The organism is Bradyrhizobium iriomotense (assembly GCF_018130765.1).
Taxonomy (GTDB): Bacteria; Pseudomonadota; Alphaproteobacteria; order Rhizobiales; family Xanthobacteraceae; genus Bradyrhizobium; species Bradyrhizobium iriomotense_A.
The window spans coordinates 70,469-85,003 of sequence record NZ_JAFCJZ010000003.1 but is presented as its reverse complement, the minus strand read 5'-3'; the positions used below and the strand labels follow the sequence as shown (position 1 = coordinate 85,003).

Below are 14,535 nucleotides of genomic sequence, written 5' to 3'. Positions count from 1 at the left end.
TCGTCCGCCGCTCGCGTTGCAGCCGACGCCACCAGCGGGTTGGACGGTAGCAGAGGAGCCCACGCGGATGGGATTTTCGGACTATCGGACGGCCCTGGTGACGGGCGCATCCTCCGGAATAGGGGCTGCGACGGTTCGCCGCCTGAGTGCGGAAGGGCTCGAAGTCTACGCCGTCGCCCGCGACGCCGCTCGCCTGAGCGCCCTGTCCGCAGAGACCGGCTGCCGCCCGTGCGCAGTCGACATCAGCGACCTCGATGCGCTTGCCTCATTGGCGAAGTCAGCCGAGTTCGACGTCCTGGTCAACAATGCCGGCCAGTCCCGGCGCGGCAATATCCTGGACACCACGCCCGAGGATGTCGACGCCCTCATCGACGTCAATTTGCGCGCGGTCCTGCATCTGACGCGGCTGGTCGTGCCGGGCATGGCGCGCCGCGACCGCGGCCATGTCGTCAACATCTCCTCGATCGCCGGCCATTACGCGTTTGGCGGCGGCAACACCGTGTATCACGCCACGAAGGCGGGCATTCACTCGTTGTCGCAGCAACTGCGCGTCGATCTCTACGGGACCAGGGTTCGCGTCACCGAGATATCGCCGGCCCGGGTCGAGACCGAGGTTTTCGGCCGGCTGCTGGGTGATCTCGCCGAAGCCAAGCGCCGCTTCTTCGACGACTATGATTCGCTTCAGCCCGAGGACATCGCGAATTCGATCGCGTTCGCGGTTGGATCGCCGGCGCGCATGAATGTCGCCTTCATGGAAGTCCTGCCGACCCAGCAGGTCGTCGGCGGCCTCAATTTTGCACAGAAGAGCCGGCCGCCTGCGGAGTGACGCATGAACGCCCCGAACTCGACAGGCCGTCAACGCGGAACGTGACTGTGGACCTCTCTAAAATCGAACAACTCGTCGATCTCGTTACGCGCTCCTCCATCGCGGAGCTGGACCTCACGCAGGACGGCACCCGCATCCGCATCCTCAAGCGCGCGTCTGCAGGCGCGTCTGGGGTCCCGGCACAGCCTGCGAACCGGGTCGAGGTCGAGGCCCCTGCTCACCATCACCAGGAAAATCCTGCTCCCGAGGCTGCCGCCGACATTGTCGTGCCCGCGCCGATGCATGGCATCTTCTACCGGGCCGCGGCGCCAGACGAGCCGCCGCTGGTCGAGGTCGGCGCGCGGATCGAGGCCGGGCAGAAGATCTGCATCATCGAAGCGATGAAGACCTTCATCGATATCGCCGCCGAGGCGCCCGGCGTCGTGCTCGCGGTCCTCGCGGAGAACGGTGAGGAGATCGCGGCGGGTCAAGCCCTGTTCCGGATCGGTCCTGCGGGTTCATCCTGATGTTCGACAAGGTCCTGATCGCCAATCGCGGCGAGATCGCGCTTCGCATCCAGCGCGCCTGTCGGGCGATGGGTCTCAAGACGGTCGTCATTCACTCGGAAGCGGACCGCGACGCCCGCTATGTCGCACTCGCCGACGAGGCGCTCTGCATCGGGCCGGCGCCGGCAAGCAGCACCTATCTCAACGTTGCGGCGATCCTGCTCGCGGCCGAGGTCAGCGGCGCCCAGGCGATCCACCCGGGTTACGGCTTCCTCTCGGAGAGTGCGGAGTTCGCCGATCGGGTCGCGCGCGCCGGTCTCACCTTCATCAGCCCGCCGGCCGATTGTATCCGGACCATGGGCGACAAGGTCGCGGCCAAGCGCGCGATGCGGATGGCGGGCGTGCCTTGCGTGCCCGGGCCGGACAGCGCCCTGCCGGACGATCCGGCCGAGGTGCGCGCGATCGCGCGAGGCATCGGATATCCCGTCATCGTCAAGGCCGCCGGCGGCGGCGGCGGGCGTGGCATGCGGATCGTGCGCAGCGAAGGCGCGCTGGACGAGGCGCTTGCGCTGACCCGCGCGGAAGCAAGCAAGGCCTTCAAGAACGCTGCGGTCTATATCGAGAAATTCCTCGAAAAACCGCGCCATATCGAGATCCAGGTGCTGTGCGACCAGCACGACAACCATCTCTGGCTCGGCGACCGCGACTGCTCGCTCCAGCGCAGGAACCAGAAGGTTGTCGAGGAAGCTCCCGCGCCTGGCATCGACCGCGCGCTGATCGAGCGGGTGGGCGCAAGCTGCGTCGAGGCCTGCCGGCGGATCGGCTATCGCGGCGCCGGCACCTTCGAATTCCTCTACGAGGACGGGCAGTTCTTCTTCATCGAGATGAACACGCGCGTCCAAGTGGAGCATCCCGTCACCGAGATGACGACGGGCATCGACATCGTCAAGGCGCAGATCCGGATCGCGCAAGGCGAGCCGCTGGGCATCGCGCAAGGCGACATCGCGCGTATCGGCCATGCCATTGAATTCCGCATCAATGCCGAAGACCCCGCCACTTTCGCGCCCTCGCCCGGCACGGTGACGTGCTGGGATGTTCCCGGCGGCATCGGTATCCGCGTCGATTCGCATATCACCGCCGGCGCCACCGTTCCCCGGCACTATGACTCGCTGATCGGCAAGCTGATCGCCCATGGCAGCACCCGCGAGGAAGCAATGGCGCGTGCGCGTGTCGCCTTGTCCGAGCTGCGCGCCGAAGGCATCCGGACCAACGTGCCGTTGCATCAGGCGATCCTCGCCGATCCCGCATTCTGCCGTGGCGGCTACGACATCCACCATCTCGAGCACTGGATGAATGCGAAGGTAGCCGCGCCATGACGACGCCGGACCGGCCGCGGATCAGCCTGCTCGGGACATCGGCCCTTCTGTTCGAGGCGCCCGGCGCATTCGACCTGCCGCACCAGCGGCGCATCTGGGCGCTGGCGGCCACTGCATCGAAATGGCCTGACATCCGCGAGGCCATTCCCGGCATCACCAACATGATGCTGACCTTCGAGACCCCTCCGCGCGAGCTGGACGCCCTGATCGCCGCGCTCAACGACGGCTGGGACGCGGCGGAAGGCCTCGCAATCGGCGGCCGCGAGATCAGGCTGCCCGTCACCTATGGCGGCGAGATCGGATCGTCGCTTCAGTCCGTCGCCGATCATTGCGGCCTGTCCGCCGACGACGTGGTCTCGATCCACGCCGCCCCGCTCTACACGGTGTTCGCGCTCGGCAGCCATCCCGGCTATTGCTATCTCGGCGGCATGGACCCGCGCATCACCATGCCGCGGCGGCAGACGCCGCTGCAACGCTCCGCGGGCGGCTCGGTGTCCATCGGCGGATCGCAGACCGGTGTCTCCGCATCGCCCGGGCCCAGTGGCTGGCACGCCATCGGGCACACGAGCTGGACCTTCTTCGATTCGTCCTGGCCGACACCTGCCGCGCTGACTCCGGGCGATACGATCCGGTTCGTGATCGAACGGGTGATCCGGTGATCGAGATCCTGTCAGTCACAGGGCCCGCCAGCGTCCAGGATCTCGGCCGCTTCGACCAGTATCGCTTCGGGGTCGGCACGTCCGGTGCGATGGACGATGTCGCCCTGCGCGCCGGCAACATCCTTCTCGGCAACGACGAGAACGCCGCCGGCATCGAAATCCCGATGCTGCCGTTCAAGCTTCGTTTCGACCGCAACATGGCCTTTGCGCTCACGGGCGCCGATGTCGAGGCCGAGATCTCGGGACGCGTGATCCCGCCATGGTGGCGGTCGCGCGCCCGTACCGGCGATGTCTTGACCATCAAGGCAATGCCCCGCGGCGCACGACTCTATCTGACCGTTGGCGGTGGTATCGACGTGCCCATGGTGCTGGGCTCGCGCAGCACGCAGTTTCGCGGCGAGTTCGGCGGCTGGCACGGGCGGCCGCTCCAGGTGGGCGACATCCTGCCCTGTGCGGCATCCACCGCGACCATCGGCGAGCTCGGTGTCGAGCCGGCCGAGATCACGCTGGCGCGGCCGAACACCGCCGCGGACGAGACCATCGTCAGGGTCGTGATTGCCGGCGAGTATGACGGGTTCGACGCCGCCACGCAGGCGCTGTTCTGGTCCAGCAGCTGGAAGATCACGCCGCAGAGCAACCGTTACGGCTACCGCCTGCAGGGCCCCGCCGTGAAGCCGAAGGCGCCGATCGAGAAGCGCTCACACGGCATCGTCCCCGGCGTCATCCAGATTCCGCCGAACGGACAGCCGATCATCCAGATGCGCGACGCGCAGACGTCCGGCGGCTACCCGAAGATCGCAACCGTGATCGGCGCCGATCTGTGGCGCGTCGGGCAGGCGCGGCTTGGCAGCAGGCTGCGGTTCGAGCAAACTGCTTATACCGACGCGTTGGCAGCCGAGGCCGAGATGTCGGCCTATCTCGATCGGCTCAGGACCAATGTGCGCCTTGTCGAGGAGACCAGAATATGCCGATCAAGCTGACCGATATCGCACGTCTGGCGCAGATCCTCGAAAAGTCCGGCGTCGACACGATCGAAATCGAGGAACCCGGCCAGTCCCTGAAACTCGTCGTCGACACGGGCCCGCGAATGGCTGCGTCTGCCGCGCCCGCCGCGCCCGCCGCGCCTGCCGCGCCTGCCATAGACCATTCCGTCATCGCCAAAGCCGACGTCGCAGGGCATTTCCTTGCCGCTCATCCCTGGCGGGACCAGCCGTTCGTCGCACAGGGCCAGCGCATCGAGGCCGGCACGACCGTAGGCCTCGTCAAGATCGGGCTCTTGTATGCGCCCATCGTGGCGCCGGCCGCCGGCACCGTCGATGCCGTGATCGCGGAGACCGGCGCAACGGTCGGCTACGGCACACCAATTGTGCGCATCCGCCCGCTCAGTTGAGCAGCACTGTTGCCGGCGTGACTTCGCCGCCGCCCTGCTCGATCACGCGCCGCACGGTGGCAGCGAGATTGACCGATCCGGGCGTGTCGCTGTGGATCAGGATCGATCGCGCGTCGACCTTGATCGACTTGCCCTCGATGGTCTGCACCGTTCCGCTGTCGAGGAAGCGCTTGACCCGCTCGGCCACCGCCTCGGTCGAGGTGATGACGGAGTTGGGAAGCTTGCGGGACACCAGGTGGCCGTGCTCGTCATAGGCGCGGTCAGCCAGGAACAGCGTGAGGATGCGAAGGCCCACCTTGCGCGCGGCGCGCACGATCTCGGCATCAGGCTGCGAGAACACGATGAAATCGCGATTGATAGTCGCAATCGCACGGGCCACGACATCGGCCATGTCGGGGTCGGCATTGACCATGTTGCCCATAGCGGCGTGGAAGCTGACATGGGTCACACGATGGCCTGCATTGGCCGCGATCGCCTGCAAGGCGCCGATCTGATAAACCATGTGCTTCTCGAGCTCGGCGGCGTCCATCTGGATCACGCGGCGGCCAAATCCGAGAAGGTCGGGCAGGCCCGGATGGGCGCCGACCTCGACCCCCTTCTGCTTCGCCAGGCGCACCATGCGATCCATGATGATGGGATCTCCGGCGTGGAAACCGCACGCCACGTTGGCCGACGAGACGATGCCCATCAGCGCCTCGTCGTCGCAGATGCGATAGTTGCCGAAACCTTCGCCCATGTCCGAATTGATGCCGATTTTCATGTTCGTACCCTGCTCTTGTTATTGTTGACGTCCACTCAAAGCGCTCGATAGAGATCCGCGGTCGCACGCAACTTCGCGAGGTAGTCGTTGACGGGAGCCATGGCCGCGACCGCGTCCTGGTAGCTCACCTCACTGAAGGCGATGACCGATCCCGGTGCCGCCTGGCCGAGGCGCCAGAGATCGGCCTGGATCACGGCCGCCATCTTCGGATAGCCGCCGGCCGTATTGGCATCGCTCATCTGGATGATCGGCTCACCGGCCGGCGGCACCTGCACGACGCCGGCCACCACACCGTGCGAGCGCATCTCGACAGGCGCGTCCAATGTCAGCCTGCCGCCGGTGAGACGGTAGCCGCCCCGATCGCTCTGGGCGCTGATCTTCCATCGCGTCGACCAGAACGTCGCCTGCATCGCCTCCGAGAACAGCTCGTACTCGCCGGCCCGCATGACGCGTATCCGCAGCACACGGTCATCCGCAGGAGCTGTGCCCGCGATCGCAACGTCCGGCGGCGCGACGCCGAAGTCGCAGCGGCCGTCGCTGCCATGCGACGAACTTCCAATCGGCACGACGTCGCCCGCCTGCAAGGTACGGCCCTCGAGCCCGCCGAAGCCGCCGCGCATGTGCGTGCTGCGCGAGCCCAGCACGAGCGGAACATCGATGCCGCCGCCGAACGTCATGTAGACCCGCGCACCACGCCGCGGCGCGGTGATCGCGAGAATGTCGCCCGCCTTCGCCCGCGTGCACCACCACGGCCGAACGGCCGATCCAGCCAGCGTCGCGTCGTGATCGGCGCCGGTGAGCGCAAATGCGGTGTCGGCCGAAAAGCGCAGGCGGAACGGAAAGGTCTGGATCTCGATGCCGGCCGCGTTGTCGTCATTGCCGAGCAGCGCATTGCCGGCGGCGAGCGCGACGGGATCCATGGCCCCCGACGTGCTCACGCCGAAACGGCGCGCGCCATGGCGGCCCAGGTCCTGGATGGTGTTGAAGGCGGGGCTGGTCAGGATCTCGATCATAGTTCGATCCGATCGATCCTGAATCGGACACGGTCGCCCGGAAGCATGAGCGAGGGCTGTTCGGAATTCGGATCGAACATCGCGACCGAGGCCCAGCCGATGGCGTTCCATCCATTCGGACTTGTCAGCACCGCGACGCCTGTCTGCATCCCGCCGATCGTCACCGAGCCCGCGCGCATGTTGAGCGACGGCACGGATTTGCGCGGCATGTAGATGCGTGGATCGAGGCCGTGGAGATAGCCGAACCCCGGCGAGCTCGCGACCGCACAGACGGTGTATTCGCCTTCGCTGTGAATCCTGATGACGTCGCGCTCGGACAGTCCGGCGCGGCTCGCAACCGCCGGCAAATCGAAGCCGAGCTCACCGCCATAGACCACGGGAATCTCGATGAGCTTGCCGTCGGCCTTCCGGCCAGGCACACGATGCCAGAGTTCAACGATCGAAGCGCTGAGCATGCCGATATCCGCCGGCGGCTGCTCGAATACGAGCATCACATTGGTGACGCCAATGACAGCCTCCTGGACGTTGGGCCAGGTGGAAACCGCATCCGCAAGGGCCCAGATGCGGCCCTGCTGCACCAGGTCGAAATCACCCGGTGCCTCGACCAGCATCGCAAGCGTGCCGATCAGGCTGATCTTCGGGCTTTTCTCGATCGTGCCGACAAAAGGAGCGTTGGGCTGATTAATCGACAAAAGGGCCTCGCTGGTCGAACGCCCGTGGCGCTGCCACCCCTAAAGCGCGATGAGATTTGGATGAATCGCCATCGCGCTCCAGGTTGTTGTTACGCATGATCTTTTCGGAAAACCGCTTCGCACTTTTCCGGATCATGCTTTAGATCTAGCCAAGCGACGCAAGCCGATCCAAGACGATGTTCGTCTGCGGGTATAAGGGATGTCGATTGCCCGCAAGACGCTGCGCTCGCCTCCGGCTTCAGTGACGCGCAATGACGTGATTGCTCGGCGACTCCCACCGCGCCACGACTTCCTCGCCCACCGCGTATCGGAGCCCGGCCTGCTGCGACTGGTTCTGCTCGAACACAATGATCTGGCCGCCACTCGGCGTCTTGAGATAGTAGTGACTGACGAACCCGCGATAGATGGCCTGGTCGACGCGCGCCGTCACGCTGTTGGCGCGTTGCGACGCCGGGCTTTGGCCAGCGCGCTCGACCACGATCGCCTCGGGCCTGATCGAAACCATCACGTCGCTGGCCGACGACGGGATCTGATCGACCTGAAGGCTCAATTCGGGCGAGACACGAATGACCGCTCCGCTGCCGTTGCGCTGCTCGACGGGCCCCTGAAACAGATTTGACGCGCCGATGAACTGCGCGACGAATTTCGAGGCCGGACGCTGGTAGATTTCCGTCGCCGAACCGACCTGCTCGAGCTTGCCGTCGCGCATGACCACGATCTTGTCGGCCATGGTCAGGGCTTCGTCCTGGTCGTGGGTCACCATGACGGTGGTCAGACCGAGCCTGCGCTGAAGCGCGCGCAGCTCGACCTGCATGCTCTCGCGAAGCCCCTTGTCGAGCGCCCCGAGCGGCTCGTCGAGGAGCAGCATGGCGGGCTCGATCACGAGGGCGCGCCCCAGCGCGACGCGCTGCTGCTGGCCGCCGGAGAGTTGCGCCGGATAGCGCTTTCCGAAGCTGGAGAGCTGGACCAGATTGAGGGCCTCGCCCACCTTCCTCGCGGCATCCGCCTTGGATATGCCGCGCATCTCGAGGCCAAAGGCGATGTTCTCCTCGACGGTCAGATGAGGAAACAGCGCGTAGTTCTGGAACAGCATTCCGACGTTGCGGCGATGCACGGGAACGTCGGTCATCCTCTTGTCGTTCACGAAGACGTCGCCGGATGTCGGGCGGATCAGCCCCGCGATCATGCGCAGGCAGGTGGTCTTGCCGCATCCGCTCGGACCGAGCAGCGCCACCATGTGGCCAGGCTCGATCGTGAGCGAGACGTCGTCGACCGCGACGGTGCGGTTATATTCCTTGCTGAGGCGGTCAAGCCTGACTTCGGAAGACCTCATGGTAGCCTGTCCTAGCTCGTGAACACCTGATTATAGCGCTCCAGCCACGGACCGCGGCGCGGAACGATGAACTTCCAATCCGGCGTGAACAGTCCGAGATCGGTTGCCTTGGTGTCGGGATAGGCCAGGAACTTGGCCGTCTCCGGCTTGAAGTCGATGCCGCCGACCGAGGGCGCGCTGAGCGTCTGCTCGGACAGCATCTTGGCGACCGAGGGCTCCAGAATGCGGTTGATCAGGGCACAGGCGAGCTCCGGCTCGGGCGCATTCTTGACCAGCGTCATGCTGTTGATGCCGGTGAACGCACCTTCCTTGGGGAAGGTCATGTCGATCGGCATGCCCTTGGCCGTGTGCGGATAGATCGCCTTCGAATATTCGATGCCGCCGATCGTCGCCTGGCCCTGGGCCACCTGGAGCACCTGCGCCTCGCTGTCGTAGATCGTCAACACGTTGGGCTTGAGGGTCGAGAGCTTGTCCCAGCCGCTATCGACCAGGTATTGCGCCTCCTTCAGCGGCTTGCCGGTCACGAGCGCCGTCGCCACGATGAGCATCAGCACGCTCTGGGTGTTCTTGGGCGTGTTCAAGAGAATCTGCTTGCGATATTTCGCATCGAAGATCTGCTCATAGCTCTCGAGCGGCTTCGTCACCTGCGGATTGATGAACATGGCGGCGCTGGAGATCGAGAAGCCGACGCCATAGCCGTCCTCGAAGAGATAGCGCGGATAGACCTTCGCAAGGTTGGGAATCCTGGCCGCATCGAGCTTGTCGATCAGCTCCTCCTGCTTGGCCTGGGGGATGCCGACGTCGTCCATCATCATCATGCTGAAGCGCGGCGTGTCGCGGGTGGCGCGGAGAGCAGCGATATTCGAAAGTGTTGCGCCTTCGATCGTGAAGACGCGGCATTTGAACTCGGCCTCGAACTTGGGAATGACCTCTTTCTGGATCAGCTTGCCCAGCGCCGAGTTGTAGACGCCGACATGCAGTTGCTTGGCGTCCTGCGCCCACGACCGGCTGATGATCGTCGGGAACGCAACCGCGGATGCACCGGCCTTAATGAGAGTCCTACGTGTCAGCTTCATGGGTCCAATCTCCATCTAACCAATGCACATCAGGCAGCCAGCGCGCGGCGAAGGCCGACCAGTTTCTCCAGCAGCAGCACGCCGACCATCGCCATCAGGATGATGATCGTCGACATCGCCGGCACGGAAGGGTCAAAGACGTTGACCAGTTGCCGCATCAGGACGAGCGGCACGGGCGAGTATTCCGAGTTCGCCAGCCACATCGTGACCGGGTAATTGTCGAAGGACACCATGAAGGCGAACAGCCCGCCGGCAGCGACGCCCGAGGCGATCTGCGGCAGCGTCACGCGCCAGAAGGTCGTCAGCCGGTTTGCGCCGAGGGTGCGCGCGGCATCCTCCAGGTTTTCGTCCACGAGCTGGAGGCTGGTGACGACGGTGCGGATGACATAGGGCGACGTCACGACCACGTGCCCGATCAGGAGATTGAGCCGCGCATCCTGCGAGCCGAGCTTGGTCAGGACCTGAAGCAGCGCCAGGCCGGTGACCAGCGCCGGGAAGATCAGCGGCGACAGCAGGAACCCCTTGATCGCCGCCAGCCCGAAGAACCTGCCACGGACCAGCGCAAAGGCCGCGGGCACGCCAAACAGGAGCGAGCCCGCCGTCGTGCCGAGCGCGAGCAGAATGCTCAGCCTCATCGCCTCGAGGAAGTCGCGGTCCTGGAGGACCTTGGCGTACCATTTCAGCGTGAAGCCTTGCGGCGGGAACGTCACGAAATAGGAATCGGAGACCGACACCGCCATGACGAGGAGCAGCGGCGCCAGGATGAACAGCATCATGCCGGCGGTGATGGTGTAGAGGATGATGGCGCCGAAGCCGGAAAACCGCTCGTCCATCACTCGGCCCTCCTGAGGCGCCGGCCTTCCAGAAGCCACATCGAGACGCCGTTCACCGCGAGGACGAGGCCGACGAGGACGACAGCGATCGCGGCACCGAACGGCCAGTCGTAGACGACGAAGATTTGCTGCTCGATCAGATTGCCCAGCATCACCGCCGAGGCGCCGCCCAGGATCGCCGGAATGACGAAGGAGCCGGCAGTGAGCGAAAAGACCAGGGTGAAGCCCGCGACGAAGCCGGGCATGCTCAGCGGCAGCGTCACCCGCAGGAACACCTTCCACCAGGGCGCGCCGAGCATGCGGGCCGCATCCTCGAGGTTGGGATCGATCTTGCCGAGCGCCGAGGCCAGCGGCAGAACCATCATCGGGTAGAACACGTGCAGCGATCCGATGACGACGGCGGCCTCGGTGTAGAGGACCGATATCGGGGCATCGACGATGTGCAGCGTCATCAGGATCCAGTTCAGCATGCCCTTCGGACCGTTCTGGAGCACGAGCTGCCAGCCGTATCCACGAACCACCACGCTCACGATCAGAGGCGCGATGACGATCAGGGTAATGATCCGCGTGACCATCGGACGGCTTTTGACCATCACCAGGGCGACCGGATAGGCGAGCACTGTCGCAAGCACCGAGGTGACGATGCTGATCCGCAGCGTCGTCCAGAGCACGCGTGCATAGAGCTCGACGTTGACCAGACGGGCGTAGTGCGCCAGCGTGAACGGGCGGCCGATGATGCCACGGCTGTCCTGGGTCTGGATGCTCGAGAGCAAAAGCCCGAGCGCCGGATAGAAGAAGAAGTACGTCAGAAATGCCAGCATGGGGACGGCGAGAAGCCCGACAGGCAATGCCAGGCGCCACCGCGATGCCCGCCGGGTTGCCGGTGGAGCCTGAACACCTAAGACTGCCACCGCATCGTCGCTGGTGGTCATCGCTGGCCGTCCTCGACTGCTCGATACCAAGGCAATACCCCTCTTTGCACAAAGCTTATGCGTCGGCATCCTACAGGACCAAGAACATCTTCGTTTAGGGGCATTAAGAACGATTATGACAATTGGTTCGGCATCCTGCTCCGATCTTGGTCGACAAATGCCGCTGGCTGCATCTTTCATTCTCCGCCGAGGGCCAAGCCCCCTGACATATCGACGCGTCAGCGCAGGCTTTCGCAGAAGCTCGCGATGCGCCGGCAGCCCTCCTTGAGGGATTCGGTATCGGTCGCGTAGGAAATCCGGAAGTACGGGCTCATACCGTAAGCGCCGCCCGGTACGGCCGCGACATGCTGCTCCTCCAGCAACGCCGAGATGAAGTCGGCATCGGTTTCCAGCCGTTGTCCGCCCTTGGTGGTCTTGCCGATGCAGCCGGCGATGTTCGGAAACACGTAGAAAGCCCCTTGCGGCTTGTGGCAGGTGATACCCGGAATCTGATTGAGGAGGTTGACCACCAGATCGCGCCGATCGCGATAAATGTCCGCGCGCTCCTTGAGGTAATCCTGCGGACCGTCCAGGACAGCGACCGCCGCCGCCTGGCTCAGCGTGCAGATTCCGCCGGTCGCCTGACCGTGGACATTGTTCATCGCCGCAATCAGGTCCTTGGGGCCGCCGCAATAGCCGACCCGCCAGCCGGTCATGGCGTAGGCCTTGGACGCGCCGTTCACGGTCACGACACGATTCTTCAGTTTCGGCTCAACCTCCGCGATGGTGCAGAACTCGAAGCCATCGTAGGTAAGATGTTCATAGATGTCGTCGGTGAGAATCCAGACGTCGGGGTGCTTCAGCATGACGTCGGCGATCGCTCGCATCTCCTCGCGCGTGCAGGCAGCGCCCGTTGGATTGTTGGGAAAATTCAGGATCAGCCACTTCGTTTTGGGCGTGATCGCCGCCTCCAGGTCCGCCGGACGAAGCTTGAACTGGTTGTTCTCCGGGCAAGGCACGGCGACGGGCGTCGCCTCCGCCAGAAGAACGATGTCCGCATAGGTGATCCAGCCCGGGGCCGGAATGACGACCTCGTCGCCGGGATTGCAGGTCGCGAACAGCGCGTTGAAGATGATCTGCTTGCCACCATTGGCGATCAGGATCTCGTCGAGGGCGTAGTCGAGATTGTTCTCGCGCTTGAACTTGCGCTGGACCGCGGTCCGCAGCGCGACGGTTCCCGGCTGCGCCGGATATTTGGTATCGCCTGCGAGGGCGGCCCGATGTGCGGCCTCGATCGCGTGCGGAGGCGTCGGAAAATCGGGCTCGCCGGACGACAGGCCGACGATCTTGACGCCCGCGTCCCGGAGCTCGCGCGCCTTGTCCGTCATCGCCGCCGAGGCCGACACCTTCACGGTCTTGAGGCGGTTTGCGAGTTCAGGCATTATCAGCTCCACTTCTCATGTCTTTCAAACGTGCGGTCTCGGATCGGCTTGCAAATCGCAATTCACCGACGACCTGGAATGTTGGCACGACCTCGATCGTCGCGACGTTCATCCGCGCCGGCGATCCCACCGCGAACGCAATGGCATCCGCGATGTCCTCGGACTGGAGGGTCTCGAACGCGCCGACGAAGCGGGCATCCGGATTGTCGGCGGCGTTCTGGTTCTGGAAGATGCTCGTCGCCACGCGCCCGGGCGAGATTTCGGTGACGCGAACGCGGGTGCCATAGAGATCGACGCGCAATTGCTGCGACAGCGAATGAACGCCGGCCTTGGTCGCATGATAGGCCACGGATGAATTGAATGTCGTGGCGTTCTCGCCGAAGGCGTAGTGGCCGGCGATCGACGAGACATTAACCACGTGGCCGCGGTTGCGCCGCGCCATGCCTGGTGCAATCAGCCGCGTCAGGTGCAGGACCGCGCGCAGGTTGACGTCGACCAGCGTGTCGACGTCGTTAGGCGCTGTCTCCAGGATGGTACCGCGTCGCGACTGACCGGCATTGTTGACGAGAACATCGAATTCGGCCGAGCTCGCAAGGCGCTTCAAGGCGTCGAGATCGTTCACATCGACCGCGCAGGCGTGGCACCCGGTCTCGGCCGACAGGCTGGCCAGCCGGCCAACGTCGCGCGCCAGCGCATGAACCTCGAGCCCCTCGGCGCAGAGGCGCCGCACCGTCGCGGCCCCAATACCTGAGGACGCGCCTGTCACCAACGCCGTTCGGTAGTCCGAAAATCCCATCCGCAAGGCTCTCTTGCCGTCAGCCAGAGCGGCGGAAAGTTACGTGCGGAGATTGGCGCACGCATACAGCGGATTTGTTCTGCCCTCATAAGGACATCCAATATCCCGGGCCAAAAGTCGTCGGGCGCGAGCCATAAGCACACCCGATGCAGGCAGAGTGAATTTCTCTTACTCGCCGCCGCCCGCATCCCCTTACATTTTGGGGTGCGCTTCGCTCAGCCATGGGAGACGGACCAGATGTTGGAAGTCGGCAATCGGATCGTCATGGTCTCCGGGGCTTCGCGCGGCATCGGGCGCGCGGTCGTCGACCGGCTGCTGGCGTCGGGCTTCCGCGTGTCGGCGGGGCTTCGCGACCCGAGCCGTCTCGCCGAGAGCGAGAGGCTGATGACGCACCGCTATGACGCCGAAGACGCCAAGAGCCCGATCTCCTGGGTCAACGCAACGGTCGCGCGGTGGGGCGGCGTCGATGCCATCGTCAACGCGGCCGGAATCAATCCGAAGGTCCGTGTCTCCGACGAAGGCGAGACCGCGCTGGATGAGATGTGGCGGGTGAACGTCAAGGGTCCCCTGCGCCTCGTCAGAGCTACCCTCCCCCATCTGGCCGTCTGCGGTCATGGCCGGGTCATCAATCTGGGATCCCTCGCCGGAAAGCGCGTGGGAAGCAATGTCGGCTACGCCATGACCAAGTTCGCCGTGGTCGCCCTCACCCACGGCATTCGCCGGGAAGGACGCGCGGCCGGCATTCGGGCGACGGTGATCTGCCCGGGCTACGTTGCCACCGACATGACGCTGAACGACGACGAGATCCCCCGCCACGAGATGAGCCAGCCGGGCGACATCGCCCGCCTGGCGGAGACTGCACTCATGCTGCCGAACAACGCCTCGGTCTCCGAGATGCTCGTGCACTGCCAGTTCGAGCCGATGCTTTAGGGCCCGGCCGGAC

General features: G+C 64.8%; 16 protein-coding genes. 7 read left to right on the top strand and 9 right to left on the bottom strand.

Annotated elements, in window-relative coordinates; translation table 11 throughout:
- Positions 1 to 67 precede the first annotated feature (67 nt).
- From JQ635_RS06585 to JQ635_RS06560, 6 genes are read left to right on the top strand one after another with little or no spacing between them, the layout of a single operon-like run.
- The gene (locus JQ635_RS06585; protein ID WP_211409063.1) at positions 68 to 826 is read left to right on the top strand and encodes an SDR family oxidoreductase; all 759 of its coding nucleotides are present in this window, start codon (positions 68 to 70) and stop codon (positions 824 to 826) included.
- The gene (locus tag JQ635_RS39330) at positions 823 to 1,332 is read left to right on the top strand and encodes an acetyl-CoA carboxylase biotin carboxyl carrier protein (protein ID WP_211409062.1); all 510 of its coding nucleotides are present in this window, start codon (positions 823 to 825) and stop codon (positions 1,330 to 1,332) included. The genes JQ635_RS06585 and JQ635_RS39330 overlap by 4 nt, the downstream gene beginning before the upstream one ends.
- Positions 1,332 to 2,687 (top strand): acetyl-CoA carboxylase biotin carboxylase subunit, encoded by a 1,356-nt coding sequence (accC, locus tag JQ635_RS06575; protein WP_211409061.1) that lies wholly within the window; start codon positions 1,332 to 1,334, stop codon positions 2,685 to 2,687. The genes JQ635_RS39330 and accC overlap by 1 nt, the downstream gene beginning before the upstream one ends.
- Positions 2,684 to 3,346, top strand: coding sequence for a 5-oxoprolinase subunit PxpB (gene pxpB, locus JQ635_RS06570; protein ID WP_211409060.1), 663 nt, complete (start codon positions 2,684 to 2,686; stop codon positions 3,344 to 3,346). The genes accC and pxpB (JQ635_RS06570) overlap by 4 nt, the downstream gene beginning before the upstream one ends.
- On the top strand, positions 3,343 to 4,326 hold the full coding sequence (locus tag JQ635_RS06565; protein WP_211409059.1) for a biotin-dependent carboxyltransferase family protein: 984 nt from the start codon (positions 3,343 to 3,345) through the stop codon (positions 4,324 to 4,326). The genes pxpB (JQ635_RS06570) and JQ635_RS06565 overlap by 4 nt, the downstream gene beginning before the upstream one ends.
- Entirely contained in the window at positions 4,311 to 4,736 is a 426-nt protein-coding gene (locus tag JQ635_RS06560; protein ID WP_211409058.1) for an acetyl-CoA carboxylase biotin carboxyl carrier protein, read from the top strand. The genes JQ635_RS06565 and JQ635_RS06560 overlap by 16 nt, the downstream gene beginning before the upstream one ends.
- Here the strand turns inward: JQ635_RS06560 and JQ635_RS06555 are convergent.
- The 9 genes from JQ635_RS06555 to JQ635_RS06515 form a co-directional block, all read right to left on the bottom strand.
- Positions 4,729 to 5,496, bottom strand: a complete 768-nt coding sequence (locus tag JQ635_RS06555; RefSeq protein WP_211409057.1) for a LamB/YcsF family protein — start codon at positions 5,494 to 5,496, stop codon at positions 4,729 to 4,731. The genes JQ635_RS06560 and JQ635_RS06555 overlap by 8 nt on opposite strands.
- A gap of 35 nt (positions 5,497 to 5,531) precedes the next feature.
- Complete coding sequence (locus tag JQ635_RS06550; protein WP_211409056.1) at positions 5,532 to 6,509, bottom strand: biotin-dependent carboxyltransferase family protein; 978 nt, start codon at positions 6,507 to 6,509, stop codon at positions 5,532 to 5,534.
- A complete protein-coding gene (gene pxpB, locus JQ635_RS06545; RefSeq protein ID WP_211409055.1) occupies positions 6,506 to 7,201 on the bottom strand; it encodes a 5-oxoprolinase subunit PxpB in 696 nt (231 codons plus the stop codon). The genes JQ635_RS06550 and pxpB (JQ635_RS06545) overlap by 4 nt, the downstream gene beginning before the upstream one ends.
- A 238-nt stretch (positions 7,202 to 7,439) precedes the next feature.
- Positions 7,440 to 8,534, bottom strand: coding sequence for an ABC transporter ATP-binding protein (locus tag JQ635_RS06540; protein ID WP_211409054.1), 1,095 nt, complete (start codon positions 8,532 to 8,534; stop codon positions 7,440 to 7,442).
- Between the two features lie 11 nt (positions 8,535 to 8,545).
- Positions 8,546 to 9,610 carry an extracellular solute-binding protein gene (locus tag JQ635_RS06535; protein WP_246583345.1) on the bottom strand — a complete coding sequence of 355 codons (1,065 nt, stop codon included), beginning with the start codon at positions 9,608 to 9,610 and terminating at the stop codon, positions 8,546 to 8,548.
- Positions 9,611 to 9,639: 29 nt separating this feature from the next.
- On the bottom strand, positions 9,640 to 10,443 hold the full coding sequence (locus JQ635_RS06530) for an ABC transporter permease (RefSeq protein ID WP_211409052.1): 804 nt from the start codon (positions 10,441 to 10,443) through the stop codon (positions 9,640 to 9,642).
- On the bottom strand, positions 10,443 to 11,264 hold the full coding sequence (locus JQ635_RS06525) for an ABC transporter permease (protein ID WP_246583344.1): 822 nt from the start codon (positions 11,262 to 11,264) through the stop codon (positions 10,443 to 10,445). Before JQ635_RS06525 ends, JQ635_RS06530 begins: the two co-directional genes overlap by 1 nt.
- Positions 11,265 to 11,593: 329 nt before the next feature.
- Complete coding sequence (locus tag JQ635_RS06520) at positions 11,594 to 12,796, bottom strand: pyridoxal phosphate-dependent aminotransferase (protein ID WP_211409050.1); 1,203 nt, start codon at positions 12,794 to 12,796, stop codon at positions 11,594 to 11,596.
- Complete coding sequence (locus JQ635_RS06515; protein WP_211409049.1) at positions 12,789 to 13,592, bottom strand: SDR family oxidoreductase; 804 nt, start codon at positions 13,590 to 13,592, stop codon at positions 12,789 to 12,791. The genes JQ635_RS06520 and JQ635_RS06515 overlap by 8 nt, the downstream gene beginning before the upstream one ends.
- Before the next feature lie 237 nt (positions 13,593 to 13,829).
- Here JQ635_RS06515 and JQ635_RS06510 point away from each other — a divergent pair, with 237 nt between their 5' ends.
- The gene (locus JQ635_RS06510) at positions 13,830 to 14,522 is read left to right on the top strand and encodes an SDR family NAD(P)-dependent oxidoreductase (protein WP_211409048.1); all 693 of its coding nucleotides are present in this window, start codon (positions 13,830 to 13,832) and stop codon (positions 14,520 to 14,522) included.
- Positions 14,523 to 14,535 lie beyond the last annotated feature (13 nt).

What these genes read in the sequence shown, in the direction of transcription:
- JQ635_RS06585 (WP_211409063.1), top strand. Translation starts at nt 68, where the DNA reads ATGGGATTTTCGGACTATCGGACGGCCCTGGTGACGGGCGCATCCTCC.
- accC (WP_211409061.1), top strand. Translation starts at nt 1,332, where the DNA reads ATGTTCGACAAGGTCCTGATCGCCAATCGCGGCGAGATCGCGCTTCGC.
- pxpB (WP_211409060.1), top strand. Translation starts at nt 2,684, where the DNA reads ATGACGACGCCGGACCGGCCGCGGATCAGCCTGCTCGGGACATCGGCC.
- JQ635_RS06560 (WP_211409058.1), top strand. Translation starts at nt 4,311, where the DNA reads ATGCCGATCAAGCTGACCGATATCGCACGTCTGGCGCAGATCCTCGAA.
- JQ635_RS06555 (WP_211409057.1), bottom strand. Translation starts at nt 5,496, where the DNA reads ATGAAAATCGGCATCAATTCGGACATGGGCGAAGGTTTCGGCAACTAT.
- JQ635_RS06550 (WP_211409056.1), bottom strand. Translation starts at nt 6,509, where the DNA reads ATGATCGAGATCCTGACCAGCCCCGCCTTCAACACCATCCAGGACCTG.
- JQ635_RS06540 (WP_211409054.1), bottom strand. Translation starts at nt 8,534, where the DNA reads ATGAGGTCTTCCGAAGTCAGGCTTGACCGCCTCAGCAAGGAATATAAC.
- JQ635_RS06535 (WP_246583345.1), bottom strand. Translation starts at nt 9,610, where the DNA reads ATGAAGCTGACACGTAGGACTCTCATTAAGGCCGGTGCATCCGCGGTT.
- JQ635_RS06530 (WP_211409052.1), bottom strand. Translation starts at nt 10,443, where the DNA reads ATGGACGAGCGGTTTTCCGGCTTCGGCGCCATCATCCTCTACACCATC.
- JQ635_RS06525 (WP_246583344.1), bottom strand. Translation starts at nt 11,264, where the DNA reads ATGCTGGCATTTCTGACGTACTTCTTCTTCTATCCGGCGCTCGGGCTT.
- JQ635_RS06520 (WP_211409050.1), bottom strand. Translation starts at nt 12,796, where the DNA reads ATGCCTGAACTCGCAAACCGCCTCAAGACCGTGAAGGTGTCGGCCTCG.
- JQ635_RS06515 (WP_211409049.1), bottom strand. Translation starts at nt 13,592, where the DNA reads ATGGGATTTTCGGACTACCGAACGGCGTTGGTGACAGGCGCGTCCTCA.
- JQ635_RS06510 (WP_211409048.1), top strand. Translation starts at nt 13,830, where the DNA reads ATGTTGGAAGTCGGCAATCGGATCGTCATGGTCTCCGGGGCTTCGCGC.